This window comes from Vibrio mediterranei, from assembly GCF_013364395.1.
GTDB lineage: Bacteria > Pseudomonadota > Gammaproteobacteria > Enterobacterales > Vibrionaceae > Vibrio > Vibrio mediterranei.
Window position 1 is genome coordinate 1050595 of sequence record NZ_JABXGK010000001.1, and the last position, 17418, is coordinate 1068012.

Below are 17418 nucleotides of genomic sequence, written 5' to 3' on the forward strand. Positions count from 1 at the left end.
ATGAAAAAAACCGCGTTCATTGCGCCTACATACCCGGTGTTGAGTGAGACTTTTATTCAAACAGAAGTAGATTCGATTAGAGCATGTGGGCACCCCGTCTGCGTGTTTGCATTTGAACTGGAACAAACGCAATCAACTTTTGATTATGATGTTATTAAAATCGGTGAAAATTTCTGTTTGTCTGCACTGGTCCAGTTTAAGTACAAAAATTTGCTAGCGGCGGTGAAGTTTGTTCGTAATCAGAGCTCACTTCCTAAGCGTTCGTTGCTCGTTTATGGCGCCAAATTAGCAACTCAACTCGCAGAACTTGATGTTGAGCACGTTCACGCTCACTTTTGCCAGCACACCACGGCACACGCCATTGTTGCAGCAAAGCTTCTCGGAATAAGTAGCTCTTTTGTTGCACATGGACACGATGTTTATGAGTCTCCTTTCGACGTCGGAGAGAAACTTGCCGCCTGTGACTTCGCAGTCGCTGTTTGTCGTGACATGCTGGATGATTTTAAAGACATGGCAGGAAAAAATATCAAACTGTTACACTGTGGAGTGAAAACCGAGCAGTTTACGTACTCGCCTAAATTGCCTCGCCCTGAAATCTCACTTGTCTTTTTAGGCCGCCTAGTCGAGCAGAAAGGTGTTCAACATTTGTTGGAAGCGATGGCTCCGGTAGCCGAAAAACTCAACATTTTCCTTGATATTGTTGGTACCGGAGAGTTGGAAGCCGAGCTGAAGCATCAAGTACAACGGCTTGATTTATCCGATCGAGTAAACTTTTGTGGTGCAAAATCTCACGATTGGGTGAAAAAGTCTCTGCCAAATTATGATTGCTTAGTCGCGCCGTTTTGTATGGCCTCTACGGGTAATGTAGATACGGGCCCCCTCGTCCTTAAGGAAGCAATGGCAGTAGGCACACCCGTAATCACGACAGACATCATGGGGTGTAAAGAAATTGTGACTCCAGAGACGGGCTTCGTTGTCCATGAAAAAGATGTCACAGCGCTCAGGGCGAGCATTGTGGAGTTTTCTCAGCTCAGCTTTAGCCAAAGAGTGATGATGGGGCGATTGGGGCATGAGCGCGTTCAAGTAAAGTTCAACGCGCTGTTACAGGCCAGAAAGTTGTCTCGTTGGATAGAGAATCCAGCTTAACGAATGTACCTTGCGTTGATGCTTACGTGCCAACGATGCAGTTGTCCGTTAGTTTTCTCTATCCATAGATCATTATGATATTCGTAGATGCGACCATTTACGGTGAGGGTGAATCCATTTTCTTTGACGCTTTCTAATTTTGTGAATTGGTCGGAAGTGACCAGAAAAGGCTCACTGTTATCTATTGGCGTTGCGTCAGACAAGACAAAGTAGGCGTATTTGGGACCTGCATCGGGGTCGGTAGAATGAATTCGGTGCGCGACGAGCTTGAACTCATCACTCAAAGGGGCGCTGAGAGTTTGTTTACCCATTGTTTCGTGGGTAGGTATAAACACCCATGAGAGGGTTGCGATGATGGCAAGTAAAACCACACCAAAAGCTAGGAGTAATTTGTTCATAAGGTACGAGTTGAAACGAAGGATAATGAGCAAGTGCCAAGCTTACCATTGAAGGAAAGGGAGTGCGAAAAATTATCTGGTCGCAGGTAGGGACCCACGACCAGTAAATGGTTAGATAGTAGAATTATAAGGTTCACGTTTAGGGCAAGTACCAAGAATTTCTCTTCGTCCAGATTCCTTCACTTCTTCTAAAATGACATCGAACCCCCAAAGTCGATAAAGATGCTTCAAGACCTCGTCATGACCTTTATCCAGAGGGATGCGATTATGTGGAACATGTTGTAATGTAAGCGAGCGGTCTCCTCGAACATCTACATTGTAGACTTGGATGTTCGGCTCTAGATTACTCAGGTTGTATTGCGCTGCGAGTTTTTCACGTATCTGACGATATCCCATTTCATCATGAATAGCTGAGACTTCAACGAAGTTCTTTCGATCATCATCGAGAATGGAGAAAAACTTAAACTCACGCATTAAATGTGGAGATAAATATTGGCTAATAAAGCTCTCATCTTTGAAGTTGTGCATAGCAAAATGCATAGCATCCAGCCAATCACTGTCGGCTAACTCTGGGAACCATTCTCTGTCCTCGTCCGTTGGTTCTTCACAGATTCGCTTAATATCCCTAAACATTGCAAAACCTAAAGCATAAGGGTTTATGCCACTAAAATAAGGGCTGTTATAAGCGGGTTGAGCAACGACACTGGTGTGGCTGTGCAAGAACTCGAGTATGAACTTGTCAGATACCAGACCTTCATCATACAAATGGTTAAGAATTGTGTAATGCCAGAAGGTTGCCCAACCTTCATTCATTACCTGCGTCTGTTTTTGTGGATAAAAATATTGACTTACTTTGCGCACGATCCTGACGATTTCACGTTGCCACGGTTCAAGTAATGGCGCGTTCTTTTCTATGAAGTAGAGGATATTTTCCTGAGGCTCACTAGGGAAGTGTACCTTTTGGTCTTCTTCAGGTGTTCGATTTTTAGGCACAGTGCGCCATAAGTCATTGACCTGTGATTGCAAATAGGTTTCGCGTTCCTCTTGGCGAATTTTCTCTTCTGCAATTGAGATTTTTTCTGGACGTTTATAACGGTCCACACCGTAATTCATTAAGGCATGGCACGAGTCTAGAATTTGCTCTACCTCCTCTTCACCATACTTTTGCTCGCAGTCAGCAATGTATTTCTTAGCGAAAAGCAGGTAATCAATAATAGAACTAGCATCCGTCCATGTTTGAAATAGATAGTTGCCTTTAAAGAAGGAGTTGTGACCGTAACAGGCATGAGCCATAACCAGCGCCTGCATGGTGACTGAATTCTCCTCCATGAGATACGCAATACATGGGTTGGAATTGATTACGATTTCATAGGCCAAACCCATTTGACCATGTTTATACCCCTGTTCTGTCTGGATGAACTTCTTACCAAATGACCAGTGATTATAGTTAATGGGCATCCCTATACTCGAATAGGCATCCATCATCTGTTCTGACGTAATAACTTCGATTTGGTTAGGGTAGGTGTCGAGACGGTAATGCTCTGCGACACGCTTTATTTCTTTGTGGTAGCGTTCCAACATGTCGAAAGTCCAATCAGGACCGTCTGGAAGTACCTTTGACTTAACTTTAGTATCTGTCGTCATATGCACGTCTCCCTATGCGGTCTCTTTTTGAAACAACTCCCTAAACACTGGGAATATGTCTTCAACAGAACGAATGTTCTTCATTGCAAAGTTGTCGAATTCATTCTCTAACTTTTCATATTCATGCCACAGTGTTTGGTGCGTCCTACGAGTGATTTCGATGTAAGAGTAATACTGGCAAGCTGGTAACAGTTTATTGACGAGTAATTCGCGACAACGAGGCGAATCATCAGCCCAGTTATCGCCATCTGAAGCTTGCGCTGCGTAGATGTTCCACTCTCCGAGAGGATAACGGTCTTCTACAATTTCCTTCATCAATTTGAGAGCACTTGAAACGATGGTGCCACCAGTTTCTTGAGAATAGAAGAATTCGTGCTCATCAACCTCTTTCGCCTGAGTATGATGTCGAATAAACACCACTTCAACATTCTCATAGGTGCGTGTTAAGAATAAATACAGCAGCACATAGAAGCGCTTAGCGATATCTTTGGTTGCTTGGTCCATTGAACCAGATACATCCATCAAACAAAACATTACGGCTTGGCTTGAAGGAACTGGACGTTTTTCATAGTTTTTAAAACGAAGATCGAAGGTGTCGATAAAAGGCACGCTGTCGATTTTTTTGCGAAGCTCAGCGATCTCTTCTTTGAGTCGGTTTTCCTCAATTGGTTTAGCTGGCTCGCTCATTTGGACGTCATCAAGTTCTTTACATAGTTCATCGAGCATACGACGTTTGCCCGCTGTCATCGCGGTACGTCGCGCTAACGACTGTTGTAAGGAACGAACGATGGCAATGTTAGAAGGCATACCAGCAGTTTGATAACCTGCACGATGCGTTTTCCATTCTTTGATTTTGTTGATTTGATTCTTTTTGAGGTTCGGTAGTGCGAGATCTTCAAACAGAATATCAAGGTATTCGTCTTTAGAAATCTGAAACACGAACTCGTCTTCACCTTCACCGTCAGGACTAGCTTCCCCCTGACCAGATCCACCACCTTGTCCGCCTTTTGGTGGACGTTCAATTTTGTCCCCGGTGATGAATTGGTCGTTACCAGGATGGACGCGCTCTTTTACGCCTCCTTGACCTTGATGGAAAATTGGTTCGCTAAGGTCTTTTGCAGGAATCGAAACATCCTCGCCAGTCTCCGTATTGGTAATGGAGCGGCGATTGACGGCATCGGTAACCGATTCTTTAATTTTCTGTTTATGCCTGCGTATTAAACGCTGCCTGTTAACGGCACTTTTGTTCTTGCCGTTCAAGCGTCTATCGATAAATTGTGCCATGAGTTACTCCCTGTATTCCTCTCACCAAACAGCCACCGAGCTTTCGCTCGGGGCTGAGATAAACAGTCAGGTGTACTTATGAGGATTTACGAACTCTCAAGTACCACTCAGACAGCAATCGTACTTGTTTCTCGGTGTAGCCTTTCTCCATCATACGATTGACAAAGTCGTCGTGCTTACGTTGGTCTTCGGATGATGTTTTCGCATTAAATGAAATAACAGGTAGTAGCTCTTCCGTATTGGAGAACATTTTCTTCTCAATAACCGTGCGAAGTTTTTCGTAACTTGTCCAAACTGGGTTTGAACCATTGTTATTAGCACGAGCACGAAGCACAAAGTTAACGATCTCGTTTCGGAAATCTTTAGGGTTACTAATACCCGCAGTTTTTTCGATTTTTTCTAGCTCTTCGTTAAGTGAAGCTCGGTCGAATAGCTGACCGGTTTCCGGGTCACGATACTCTTGGTCTTGAATCCAGAAGTCCGCATAGGTGACGTATCGGTCGAAGATATTTTGACCGTACTCTGAATATGATTCCAAGTAAGCGGTTTGAATTTCTTTACCTATGAATTCCACATAGCGAGGGACTAGATAACCTTTAAGGAATTCTAAATACTTCTCGCCGACTTCTTGAGGGAACTGTTCACGTTCAATTTGCTGCTCAATGACATAGAACAGGTGCACGGGGTTTGCTGCAACTTCAGATTGGTCGAAGTTGAAGACCCGTGACAGGATCTTAAAGGCGAAACGAGTAGACAGGCCAGACATGCCCTCATCGACACCGGCATAGTCGCGGTATTCTTGATAGCTCTTCGCTTTAGGATCGGTGTCTTTTAATGTTTCACCGTCATAAACGCGCATTTTCGAGAACAGAGATGAATTTTCTGGCTCTTTTAGGCGCGATAGTACGCTGAATTGACCTAGAAGTTCTAGGGTGCTTGGTGAACAAGGTGCTTTTGAGAGTTCACTATGATCAAGAAGTTTCTGGTAAATTTTAACTTCTTCAGAGACGCGCAAGCAGTATGGCACTTTGACGATATAGACACGGTCCAAGAATGCTTCGTTGTTCTTGTTATTACGGAAGGTTTGCCATTCTGATTCGTTCGAGTGCGCCAATATCATACCATCGAACGGCAAGGCTGAAAGTCCTTCAGTACCGTTGTAGTTACCTTCCTGTGTTGCGGTTAGGAGTGGGTGCAAGACTTTAATTGGTGCCTTGAACATTTCCACGAATTCCATCAAACCTTGGTTTGCGCGGCACAACGCACCTGAATAGCTATACGCATCTGGATCGTCTTGTGAGAAGTGCTCAAGTTGGCGAATGTCAACTTTACCAACTAGAGCGGAAATGTCTTGGTTGTTCTCGTCACCCGGTTCGGTCTTAGCGATCGCGACTTGGTCTAAAATAGATGGTCTGACTTTAACTACCTTAAACTTAGTGATGTCGCCACCAAATTCGTGCAAGCGCTTGGCTGCCCAAGGTGACATGATCGAGCGTAAGTAGCGTTTCTCAATACCATATTCGCTTTTCAGCAGGTCGCCGTCTTCTGAAACATCGAACAAACAGAACGGGTGATCGTTGACCGGACTGCGCTCGCCGTTGGCAGATAGTACATAAATCGGCATTTTTTGCATTAGTGCTTTAAGCTTCTCTGCAAGCGAAGATTTACCGCCACCTACTGGACCTAGAAGGTATAGTATTTGTTTTCTTTCTTCTAGACCTTGAGCGGCATGCTTGAGATAAGACACAATTTGTTCGATGGCATCTTCCATGCCGTAGAAATCTTCGAACGTTTTGTAGCGAGAAATAATGCGGTTTGAAAAAATACGACTTAAGCGAGGATCCTGAGCGGTATCAATAACCTCAGGTTCACCGATTGCGAGTAATAGACGTTCTGCTGCATTGGCGTAAGCACTCTTGTCGTCTTTACATAGAGATAAGAATTCCTTGATAGACAATTCTTCATCTTTTGCGGCTTCGTAGCGCGCTTGATAATGATCGAAAATACTCATAGCTGATTCCCCTTAAACCTGCAAAGCTGACCATTGACAGATATACAATGCGACTCCATGTCATTTTTAAGACTAGTAGGGTTTTCAGATTTATGCTTATCAATTATGCATTTATTTACAAAACTTCCTCAATTTAGTCTGGTGATTATCCCCCAGTCTCAACTTTTATACGTGAGTCCCGATTATTAGATTAGACCGGTTGAGAGTAAGAAAAGTTGCTCAAAAAAAGCCCTCTGCCTAGGGAGGAAGAGGGCTTTTTGATAACTGATTGTTTTAACGCGTTAAAGTTAAGCGTTAAAAATCTGTCTGAATTCTGCTGCTGATAAGTGGTATTGACGTGGGCAATTTCGCCATGTCACTAACATACGACGATATTTCTCAAGCATAGGCACATGGCTATTGAAGTGATGATCGCCTTTGTCGAATTGTGGGTAAAGCCCTTCAGAATCGATTAGAAATCGAACATAATTAACCAATTGTGCTTCAGCTGCGATATCAAACCCTAAGAACTGCAAGCGACGCTGGTCTACATCGTTACGCTCTTCATCTGAAAGCATCTTATTGGATTCTTGCATTGCGTGGTACATTTCCATGATGTCGATTACTTCACGACACTCGTCTTCAACTAAACAGCCATACTCTTTGTTCATTTCACGCATTTGCAGTTCATAGCCACGCTCTACAATTGTTTGTAGGCGCTTGTACTTTTCTGCATTTTCCGGCGTTAGCTTAGCCATTAGGTAATATTGATTAGATAGGATTAGACGTTGAGCATTTGTCATTTCCATGGTGAAAAGCCTCACTAAAAAGTCATCATTATAAGTTTACGAATGAATTCGCTATACCGACAGGTTATCAGCTTCTCGATATTGTGTAACATGATCTCAACACGTATTTATTACAAAAAAACGCGCTTTCTAGCGCGTTTTTTTCGTGTCAAAAGATTTCCGAATCTACTGTTAGTATTTAACGGTATCAGTATATTGCAGAAGAATATTTTGGATGTTATCCATGACTTCTTTGGTCGGCGGCTGTGTCCCTTCAAGAGGGTACTCAAAACCGAGCGCTTCCCACTTATGTGCGCCTAACTTGTGGTATGGCAACAGTTCGACTTTTTCGATGTTGTCCATATCCTTAATAAACTCGCCAAGCATGTGAGCCGCTTCTGGATCGTCCGTATAACCAGGGACGACAACATAGCGAATCCATGTCTTTTGGCCAATTTTGTGTAGATAACGAGCAAAATCTAATGTGCGGCGATTAGATACACCGATGAAGTCCTGATGAATTTCATCTTTCATGTGCTTTATATCGAGCATCACTAAGTCGGTAGCATCCAAAACTTCGTCGATAACATCAGTATGCTTACGGATGTAGCCGTTAGTGTCCAAGCAGGTATGAATGCCTTCCGCTTGAGCGGCGCGAAAGAAGTCACGGACAAACTCAGGTTGGAGCATGGCCTCACCGCCTGAACAAGTAATACCACCACCAGATGCATTCATAAAGTGACGGTAGGATTTTGCCTCGGCAATCAACTCGTCGACGGACACTTCTTTGCCGCCATGAGTATCCCAAGTATCACGGTTGTGGCAATACATACAACGCATGAGACAGCCTTGAAGAAAGACAATAAAACGGATCCCAGGTCCATCGACCGTACCGCAGGATTCGAATGAGTGAATGCGACCAGTTGTTGACATATGCTCTTCTCTACTTACTTATTTTTACGCGTCATTTTATTACAAAATGGCCCCCTACGACAGGAAAAGTGGTACCCCATTCATAGTCTGTATCGATCAAAAACCGACTTCTGTTGCCCATAGTGAAATAATGTTATAGCGTTGTTAATTATATTATTAATACATGGTACATAGATTGCTAGTTTGCTTACTTTAAACCAGTATCAACTGGTTGCGTCTGTTGCAGATAATATCGGTCAGGAGACCGACATGCTTATCGTCACAAGGGGAAATACATGGAAGTAGCCTTATCACAAAAACAAAAAACTGTCTTTTCGATGCTCACTCTTTGGTCAGGGTTCATCATTTTGGTGTTTTTTATTTTTAACTCACTTTCCAGTTTAAGCGAGAAATTTACCAGTAGTAGTGACATGGAGCGAGCCAGTGCGCATTTATCCTCTACTCAAGTGTTGCTGATGGATACCGTTAATCGACGAACCACATTAGTAGCTGGTGGCATGGATGCGTTTGAAGATAGCATGGACCGATTGGAAACCAGTGCGGAGCAAGACCTAGCGTTCTTAAAGCAAGCCGGTTTGACTACTGAGAGTGATAATGTTTCCAATACGTTAGAGTCGTTTATCTTTAATTTGAGCCCTTGGCTAACCATCAAATCAGAGTTGGGTTTCTCCGTGAATGACGGATTGCTACAGCAGCTACAGCAGAATAACGCCAAGATCGATGCCGCTATCAAAGAAACAGGTATGGTGACGCTGACTTCAGATTTTCAGAAAGTAGTGACCAGTTTGCAGGAATACTTAATTCAGCCCAACGAACAAAACGAAAAAGGCTTTAAGCGAGCTCTTGCGGGATTTGTTAATGCATCAAATACCTATGCCATGTTGGAGCTTTATGAGAATGAAGTCAAAGCATTGGAACTCGGCTTCGCGCGAGTGGTTGAGCTGTCAGGTACTTTAGTTGGTTTAGAGAAGAAGTTAGACCAAGCTCAGGCGATTACTTTAGAGGCCTTTGATAAAGCCGCTCTAGCACTGAATCAACAAGCACTTTCACTAGGTAATCAAGCCGCCGATGTATCGAGCATGACTAAGGCTTCCGTCGGTATAGCTTGTGCTTTATTAGCGCTATTTACTACAGCTATCTTCCTCACATTAAATGTCTCTCTGGCTCGTTCGTTAAAGCAAACACTGTCGGCACTTAAACTAATAGAACAAGGTGATCTTTCGACGCGTCTTGCCGTGAGTAACAATCATCGTGATGAGTTCAACCAACTTAAGCAAGCCATCAATGTGAGTTGCGAAAACTTAGGTACTTTGGTTGACGGTGTGAAAACCAACAGTCAGCAACTATCGAACAGTTCTGGTGAGCTAGACAGCGGAATCAATCAACTAAGACAGCACCAAAGTCAAGTTATTGAACAAACGCAGTTATTGGCGTCCGCGACTGAAGAGGTGAGTGTTACCACACAAGAAATTTCTGGTTCTTTAGAGTATGTGGCAACCATTAGTAAAACCTCAGCAGAGTCTGCGCAAGCGGGTGGTGAAGTTATTGTAGATACCATCGCTGCTTTTGAACAAGTTGGCACTATTCTGGAAGAAGCCGCTACCCATATCGAACAGCTGGAGCAAGCTTCCCAAAAGATAGACTCAGTGATGGAAATCATTAATGGTATTGCTGAGCAAACCAACTTATTGGCACTGAATGCCGCGATTGAAGCGGCGAGGGCAGGAGAGCAAGGTCGAGGTTTTGCTGTGGTGGCAGATGAAGTGCGAAGTCTCGCAGTAAGGACAGTACAAGCGGTAGAGGAAATCTCTGGTACGATAGACACAATGAAACAGGAAAGCACGCAAGTTATTCAGTTTATTGCTCAATCTGACAGTTCCATGCAGTCTGGTCGAGAGCAAGGGAATCAAGCGAAAACCGCACTTGAAGAGATCATGAATAAGGCACAAGAAGCTAGTTCTCAAACTGAAGTGATTTTTGCCTCTGTTAAGGAACTTGCGACAACTTCGCAATCGATGGCCAGCAACATGGCGCAAATCAGTGACTCTATGGGTGAACTTGAGGCGAGTAGTCAGAGTTTGAAAGAAACCAGTGATGGGGTAGATAAGCGTTCTACGGAGCTCTATCAAGAATGTGAGAGATTTAAGACGGTATAATAAACGCTACGGTAAAGGAATATGTCGATGAAATAGGCACCTAGGAAGGTGCCTATTTCATTTTAGAAGAAAGCAAAAAGCGAAATTCCTCCATTGCCATAGATAGACTTTGACGCTTCTTTATATTCAGCGGACTTAGAACCGGCAAAGGCACTAATACCAACATAGGCGTTATACCACGTCACACCAAGAACTGCCTCACCTTGCCACGGCTGTAAAGTGACGTCGTAAGCATCACTTGGCTCTGGTATTCCGGGTCTCTCTCCTTGAATAGTAAGATCATTAAATCGGTAGCGAGCTTTTAAGCCAAAATAAGTAAACCAGCCCTTATTAGAGGCGCCGATCATCCCGGCCTTAAACGGGTTTTCTGTACTGATGTTTGCAGAACCGAAGTTACCTCCAAGTTCTGAACCAAAGCGAAACATCATCCCCGTGGAAACATCACTTCTAAAATTCCCTAGGTTTGCTTCGGTGACGTTTGAGACTTCCCATCCGGTATTGCCAAAAAGTGGCTCGCGCTTCCAATTTAGATGAGTTAAGTAACCAATACTGCCTGCGACTTGATCCTCAATCTGATATTCCCAGCCTTTTGGGTCTGCTGAACCCACAATCGAGTGCACCAACTGCTGCGCTTTATCGGCAAATGACCCTTCACCAGTGCTACCTAACGTGAGATTGAAACGCTGTGCCTGTTGAGGGTGCAAACTAATGTAATTCAATTCGCCATGGAAATAACCTGCATAGGGGCGGTCATTAGCCAGAGGTACAGTGGCTTCAATATCCGAAGGGGTCCACATCTTATGTCCAAGCTGAAATTCAAACTTATCAAGAGAAGCGCTTCCCCAATAAGACAGACTAAGCGGTTTGAATAAAGCCCAAGGGGTGATGGCGCTGCTGGTATAAGAAAGAAAAATACCGTTGGTATAGTCTTCGTCTGTGCCAAAGATACCGTCATTATCGAGTGAAAATGAGACGGTAGAGCGCTCAGAGGCTAAGACAACACTGCTGACAAAAATCAAAGGTAAAATGGCGGCTGCTTTCATATGTGTCACTCTCTTCAAATACGGCTAGTAGAGATGTTTTATTATTAAGTTGAGTGTGACACGAAAGAAAAAGGTTAGTCAGTGATCTATAGATGAAAAAGTATCTCTATCGTAGCGAAATTGTAAACAATCCTTAACCAGTGAGAACTAAGTACTTTTTTGTAGATAGGAATCAAAATTAGGCAGAAATTAAAAATAGATAGAAATAAAAAAAACCTCGCCGAAGCGAGGTTTTTATCTCAATCAGTATAATCTCAGATTATAGAGATTCAGTGAACGTACGTGCGATTACGTCAGCTTGTTGCTCTGCAGTTAGAGAGTTGAAGCGAACAGCGTAACCAGATACACGGATTGTTAGCTGAGGGTATTTCTCAGGGTGCTTAACAGCGTCTTCTAGAGTTTCACGGTTAAGAACGTTCACGTTCAGGTGTTGACCACCCTCAATGCCAGCTTCGTGGTGGAAGTAACCATCCATCAGACCAGCAAGGTTAGCGCGTTGGCTGTCTTCTTCTTTACCTAGAGCGTTTGGAACGATAGAGAAAGTATAAGAGATACCATCTTTAGCGTGTGCAAACGGTAGTTTACCTACAGAAGTAAGTGAAGCTACAGCACCTTTCTCGTCACGGCCGTGCATTGGGTTAGCACCTGGTGCGAAAGGAGCGCCTGCGCGACGACCATCTGGAGTGTTACCAGTTTTCTTACCATATACCACGTTAGAAGTGATAGTTAGGATAGACTGAGTAGGCACAGCGTCGCGGTAAGTTTTCAGTGAACGGATCTTGTTCATGAATACTTCTACTAGTTCACAAGCAATGTCATCTACGCGAGCATCGTTGTTACCGAACTTAGGATAGTCGCCTTCGATTTCGAAGTCGATTGCAACACCGTCTTCGTCACGTACTGGCTTAACTTTAGCGTACTTGATAGCAGCTAGAGAGTCAGCAGCAACAGAAAGACCAGCGATACCACAAGCCATAGTACGACGAACGTCACGGTCGTGTAGAGCCATTAGTGCAGCTTCGTAGCTGTACTTGTCGTGCATGAAGTGGATGCTGTTTAGTGCAGTTACGTACTGCTTAGCTAGCCAATCCATGAAGTGGTCTAGTTTGCCCCATACATCGTCGAAGTCTAGAACTTCGTCAGTGATCTTAGGCATTTCTGGGCCAACTTGAATCTTAAGCTTCTCGTCCACACCGCCGTTGATAACGTATAGAAGAGTCTTAGCTAGGTTCGCACGAGCGCCGAAGAATTGCATGTGCTTACCAATAACCATTGGAGATACACAACATGCGATTGCATAGTCATCAGACTCGAAGTCTGGACGCATTAGGTCATCGTTCTCGTACTGGATAGAAGAAGTATCGATAGATACTTTTGCACAGAACTTCTTGAAGCCTTCAGGTAGTTGCTCAGACCAAAGTACAGTGATGTTTGGCTCTGGAGAAGGACCCATAGTGTATAGAGAGTTTAGGAAACGGAAGTTTGAACGCGTAACAAGCGTACGACCGTCAAGACCCATACCACCCATAGACTCAGTAGCCCAGATTGGGTCACCAGAGAACAGATCATCGTACTCAGGAGTACGTAGGAAACGAACCATACGTAGCTTCATTACGAAGTGGTCGATCATTTCCTGAGCTTCAACTTCAGTAATCTTACCTTCAGCGATGTCACGCTCAATGTAGATATCAAGGAAAGTAGAAGTACGACCTAGAGACATTGCAGCACCGTTTTGAGACTTAACAGCAGCTAGGTAGCCGAAGTAAGTCCACTGAATAGCTTCTTGAGCTGTTTCAGCTGGGCGAGAGATGTCGCAACCGTATTTCTCAGCCATAACTTTCATTTGGCCAAGTGCACGGTGTTGCTCTGCGATTTCTTCGCGAAGCTGCATAGTCATTTGAAGATCTTCGCCGTTCTCGAAACGCTCTTGTAGAGAAGCGAATTGAGCTAGCTTGTCTTGCATTAGACGGTCAATACCGTAAAGAGCCACACGACGGTAATCACCGATGATACGACCACGACCGTATGCATCTGGAAGACCAGTTAGAACGCCTGACTTACGGCATTTCATGATGTCTGGAGTGTAGATATCGAAAACACCAGCGTTGTGAGTTTTACGATATTCAGTGAAGATTTTCTTAACTTGTGGGTCTAGTTCGCGGTTGTACGCTTTGCATGAACCTTCAACCATACGGATACCACCGTTAGGGATGATTGCACGCTTAAGCGGCGCTTCAGTTTGAAGACCTACGATAGTTTCAAGATCTTTTTCGATGTAACCTGCATCGTGAGCAGTGATGGTAGAGATAACTGAAGTATCAAAATCAACTGGTGCGTGAGTTGAGTTTTCTAGTTTGATACCTTCCATTACCTTAGCCCAAAGCTTGTTAGTTGCTTCAGTACCTTCAGAAACTAGGAAAGACTCGTCACCCTCGTATGGAGTGTAGTTCTTTTGGATGAAATCACGAACGTTAACTTCGTTTTGCCACTCACCTGCAGCAAAACCTTCCCAAGCTTTAGCAAATTGCTCTGCCATGACATACCTACCTTTTTAGTAGAAAAAACACGTACTGTACGCTTTTACGCATGCTCACCGGAGGATGAACCAGTACACTTGAATAAAAATATCTATAACCACTTAGGGTTAGTATGGATATAGATATTGTCATTCCCTACGTTAAAATCAAGCTTACACTAAAAATAATTTGTAAAACTTAAACTAAATCAATAAAAGTTAAAAAAGTTTGATAAAAATATGGGCAGTGAATGTCACTGCCCAAATAATCAACTAGATATTATAGGAAAGCTGGAATGCCGTACTGACCTTCTAGCATACCTACAGCTAGCATCGCTACTAAGCAGATAACGAACACACCCACAGGGATGACAATCTTATCTACAAAAGATAGACGAGAAGCACGTTCTTTGTCACCAATTAGACCATTATTATCTAGGAACATGGTTAGCGCCCATGCCAACACTGGGTTAGCAACGACTGATGCAAAGATACAGATACCTGCCGCTTGTGAATCCTTAGTCTCTTTTACCATCTGCATACCAGCTTCAAGTAGAGGAAGGAATACACCCACTAGTAGCGCAACGCGCATTACTGGAGGCCATACTGCTACGTCCATTGGGAAACCAAGAATAGCAACAATGATACATAGAGAACCAAGTAGAATCGCACCTGCTGGAATTGGACGCTTAGCGATCGCAGCTGGGATCATGTAAGTACCCCAAGAAGAAGTGATGTTACCACCACCAACCGCAGTACCTACCATTTGACGGATAGAACACATAGTCATTGTGTCATCTACATCCATGAGTACTTTTTCAGTCTTACGTGGGTAGTTAAGTTCTTGGAAAATACGGTGACCAAGGAAGTCAGGTGACCACATCGCAACCGCTAGAATCGCAAATGGTAGAGAAGCAATAAAGTGTTGTAGGTTTGGAAGACCTAGCATCCAACCTTCTTCTGTACTGCCCCACCAGTAAACTGGATTTAGGTTAGGAAGACCCATTTCAGTTTCGAACGTTAAGTCGAAACCAGCACCTAGACCAAGGGCTAGTAGAAGACCCGTAACTGCACAAACCGGAATAGCAAGCCAACGCATGTTGATCTTAGCGAGGTAGGCGTACACAGCGATGTTGATGCCCAGTACGACCAAGCCAACATAACCCATGCTGCCTGCTTCAACACTCGCAGATTGCAGACCTACTGCCCATTCTTGAATGGAACCGATTTGGCTCATCGTACCGGTGAAGCCGAGGAAGATTAATAAGCCCCCCGCCGTGCCTTGGGAGGTGAGGTTTACAAGCTTTGAGCCACCTTTGAAGTAACTTAGCAATAGGCCGAACACACCAAGAAGGATTGCAAGAGCAAGAGGGTGAGCACCAGCAAGCGCGATAGAACCGATAAGTGGGATCATCGGACCGTGGTTACCAGCAAGGTTAGCTCTTGGGTTGATGAAACCTGATGCAAGAACACAGAAAAGAAGTGCTGGGATTAGCATTTCTACACGTGCAACTTCGATCGCAAACTCTTTCCCAAGGTTTACGTGATCCCAAGCAGCGGTTAGACCGTCAGCCCATGACATCATTACTGCAGAGTACATTGCAATAATGCCGATGGTACCAGCAAGAGCAGGTACTAAATCTTCTAGTTCAAAGCGGAAGTCACGGCCTGGTAGGTTTAAACCAAAGCGGCGCGGTTTCATGATTTGAAGTTCGTGGTCTAGGTATTCAGAGCGGCTGGCAAACTCAGATGCTGGACGGTGAAGCTCTTGATAGCTCTTAGTCTCGATATCCGAATCAGAATGCGCTTTGTTAACTGCGTCTGACATAGATTCCTCATATATATAAAAAGTTAGTCGTTTGGCTTGATAAACGAACTGGTTCACACCGACTTGGCTAGGCTGCTGCACGTTAACGACGTGCTAAGAATAGACGAGATTCCTAAAAATGGGGTGAATAATTCGTGCTATATCAATGGAGCCGAGTCTAACAAGCAACACTAAGACCTTGATTGATCTTGATCACTTTAAGAAAAAATGTGAAAGAAAACTACAACAGTTGTTTGAATCAGCGCACTTTATTAACAGTGAGCGTAAGCGACTTTCAATATGAAAATTTTATGAACAACATCATTTTTATCAATAAGTATTGGCTGCTCCCCCAGTTAATGGAGTCGGCAGTGAGATTGACGAAGTTTATTTGATTGTGGTGACGAAACTCAGATGTTGACGAAGTGGGTTTGCTTATAAAACAACCATTAGGGGCTGTGGAGGGCGAAGTAAGCCAAGAGTAATCAATACCAGTGCTTGTACTCAGTATTTTGATCTAACTATCAAAACACTCAACTAGCTCATTATCTTAGCTAATGCGTCATTAGGTAGGCTTATATTCCGATATTTTGATGTATGGTAGAGATAAGGGCTAAATTATGATTGTTTTGTGTAACATTTGTGCAATAAATCCACGTAGAGAATAAAAAATCACCAATGACTAAATGTGCAGCATTCAGTAAAGATTATTCACAATTATAAGTTATAAACTCTTTAAATTGCATAAATCGTCAGATACAATCGCTGTGTTAAGAATAAAAACAGGTTAATAGTTTGTTGCAAACTGTACATTGTAGTGCTAGCTTGTATCGAACGAATAAAAGGTCGGAGTACCTTTCGCCTCTAATAATAGGCATAGCAGTCAATAATATACAGGGAGCACAAGCGCATGAATGATGTACCAGCGCTGGACATAAAAGAACTGCACAAGACCTTTGGTCAAAATGAAGTTTTAAAGGGGATTTCCCTTTCTGCACACAAAGGTGATGTCATCTCGATTATTGGCTCATCTGGTTCTGGAAAAAGTACATTTCTTCGTTGTATCAACCTTCTTGAAACACCCACAGAGGGTGAAATTTGGGTTAACGGTGAGTTAATCGAAATGAAGCGCAATCGTTCGGGTGAGTCTCTTCCTGCCAATGAAAAACAAGTTCAGCGAATCCGTTCTCGCTTGGCTATGGTATTTCAAGGTTTCAACTTGTGGTCTCATATGACGGTGCTGGAAAATATTATTGAAGCACCCGTTCATGTTCTGGGCGTGCCGAGAGCTCAAGCTATTGAAAATGCAGAACTGCTTCTTAAAAAAGTAGGCTTGTATGAGCGTAAAGATTATTACCCAGGGCACCTTTCTGGTGGTCAGCAGCAGCGTGCTGCTATCGCTCGCGCACTGGCAGTTGAACCTGAAGTTATGCTTTTCGATGAGCCAACGTCTGCTTTGGACCCAGAACTGGTAGGTGAAGTTCTGGGTGTAATGCAAGATCTCGCGGAAGAAGGTCGCACCATGTTGGTAGTGACTCACGAGATGGCGTTTGCCCGTGACGTTTCAAATCATGTGATGTTCTTACACCAAGGTCTAGTTGAAGAGCAGGGTGATCCTGCCAAACTGTTCACTAACCCTGAATCTGAACGTTTACAACAATTTATCTCATCCATCTACTAATATAGAGGGTGGCATGTCGGAACCTAGGTTCCG

Annotated in this window: 12 protein-coding genes; 3 read left to right on the top strand and 9 right to left on the bottom strand. The window is 43.7% G+C overall.

Annotated features, from left to right (window positions below):
- The gene (locus HOP38_RS05085) at nt 1-1146 is read left to right on the top strand and encodes a glycosyltransferase (RefSeq protein WP_198557577.1); all 1146 of its coding nucleotides are present in this window, start codon (nt 1-3) and stop codon (nt 1144-1146) included.
- Here the strand turns inward: HOP38_RS05085 and HOP38_RS05090 are convergent.
- The 6 genes from HOP38_RS05090 to pflA form a co-directional block, all read right to left on the bottom strand.
- Nucleotides 1143-1544: a hypothetical protein gene (locus tag HOP38_RS05090; protein WP_006074128.1), complete on the bottom strand. Its 402-nt coding sequence runs from the start codon at nt 1542-1544 to the stop codon at nt 1143-1145. The genes HOP38_RS05085 and HOP38_RS05090 overlap by 4 nt on opposite strands.
- A gap of 111 nt (nt 1545-1655) precedes the next feature.
- Nucleotides 1656-3188, bottom strand: a complete 1533-nt coding sequence (locus tag HOP38_RS05095) for a SpoVR family protein (protein WP_198557578.1) — start codon at nt 3186-3188, stop codon at nt 1656-1658.
- A gap of 12 nt (nt 3189-3200) precedes the next feature.
- A complete protein-coding gene (locus tag HOP38_RS05100) occupies nt 3201-4472 on the bottom strand; it encodes a YeaH/YhbH family protein (protein WP_198557579.1) in 1272 nt (423 codons plus the stop codon).
- 76 nt (nt 4473-4548) lie between these two features.
- On the bottom strand, nt 4549-6483 hold the full coding sequence (locus HOP38_RS05105; RefSeq protein ID WP_006074135.1) for a PrkA family serine protein kinase: 1935 nt from the start codon (nt 6481-6483) through the stop codon (nt 4549-4551).
- Nucleotides 6484-6770: 287 nt separating this feature from the next.
- Nucleotides 6771-7271: a YfbU family protein gene (locus HOP38_RS05110; RefSeq protein ID WP_006074138.1), complete on the bottom strand. Its 501-nt coding sequence runs from the start codon at nt 7269-7271 to the stop codon at nt 6771-6773.
- Nucleotides 7272-7442: 171 nt separating this feature from the next.
- Nucleotides 7443-8183 carry a pyruvate formate lyase 1-activating protein gene (pflA, locus tag HOP38_RS05115; protein WP_006074139.1) on the bottom strand — a complete coding sequence of 247 codons (741 nt, stop codon included), beginning with the start codon at nt 8181-8183 and terminating at the stop codon, nt 7443-7445.
- Nucleotides 8184-8458: 275 nt separating this feature from the next.
- On the opposite strand from pflA, the gene HOP38_RS05120 reads away from it, so the two are divergent.
- Nucleotides 8459-10339: a methyl-accepting chemotaxis protein gene (locus tag HOP38_RS05120; protein WP_198557580.1), complete on the top strand. Its 1881-nt coding sequence runs from the start codon at nt 8459-8461 to the stop codon at nt 10337-10339.
- Between the two features lie 62 nt (nt 10340-10401).
- Here the strand turns inward: HOP38_RS05120 and HOP38_RS05125 are convergent, their stop codons facing one another.
- The 3 genes from HOP38_RS05125 to HOP38_RS05135 form a co-directional block, all read right to left on the bottom strand.
- Nucleotides 10402-11382 (bottom strand): lipid A deacylase LpxR family protein, encoded by a 981-nt coding sequence (locus HOP38_RS05125; RefSeq protein ID WP_006074145.1) that lies wholly within the window; start codon nt 11380-11382, stop codon nt 10402-10404.
- A 259-nt stretch (nt 11383-11641) separates the two neighbouring features.
- Nucleotides 11642-13918 carry a formate C-acetyltransferase gene (pflB, locus tag HOP38_RS05130; protein WP_124940904.1) on the bottom strand — a complete coding sequence of 759 codons (2277 nt, stop codon included), beginning with the start codon at nt 13916-13918 and terminating at the stop codon, nt 11642-11644.
- Nucleotides 13919-14177: 259 nt separating this feature from the next.
- Entirely contained in the window at nt 14178-15725 is a 1548-nt protein-coding gene (locus HOP38_RS05135; protein ID WP_031494604.1) for a DUF3360 family protein, read from the bottom strand.
- Between the two features lie 889 nt (nt 15726-16614).
- Here HOP38_RS05135 and HOP38_RS05140 point away from each other — a divergent pair.
- Nucleotides 16615-17385, top strand: coding sequence for an ABC transporter ATP-binding protein (locus HOP38_RS05140; RefSeq protein ID WP_198557581.1), 771 nt, complete (start codon nt 16615-16617; stop codon nt 17383-17385).
- The last annotated feature ends 33 nt before the right edge of the window (nt 17386-17418 follow it).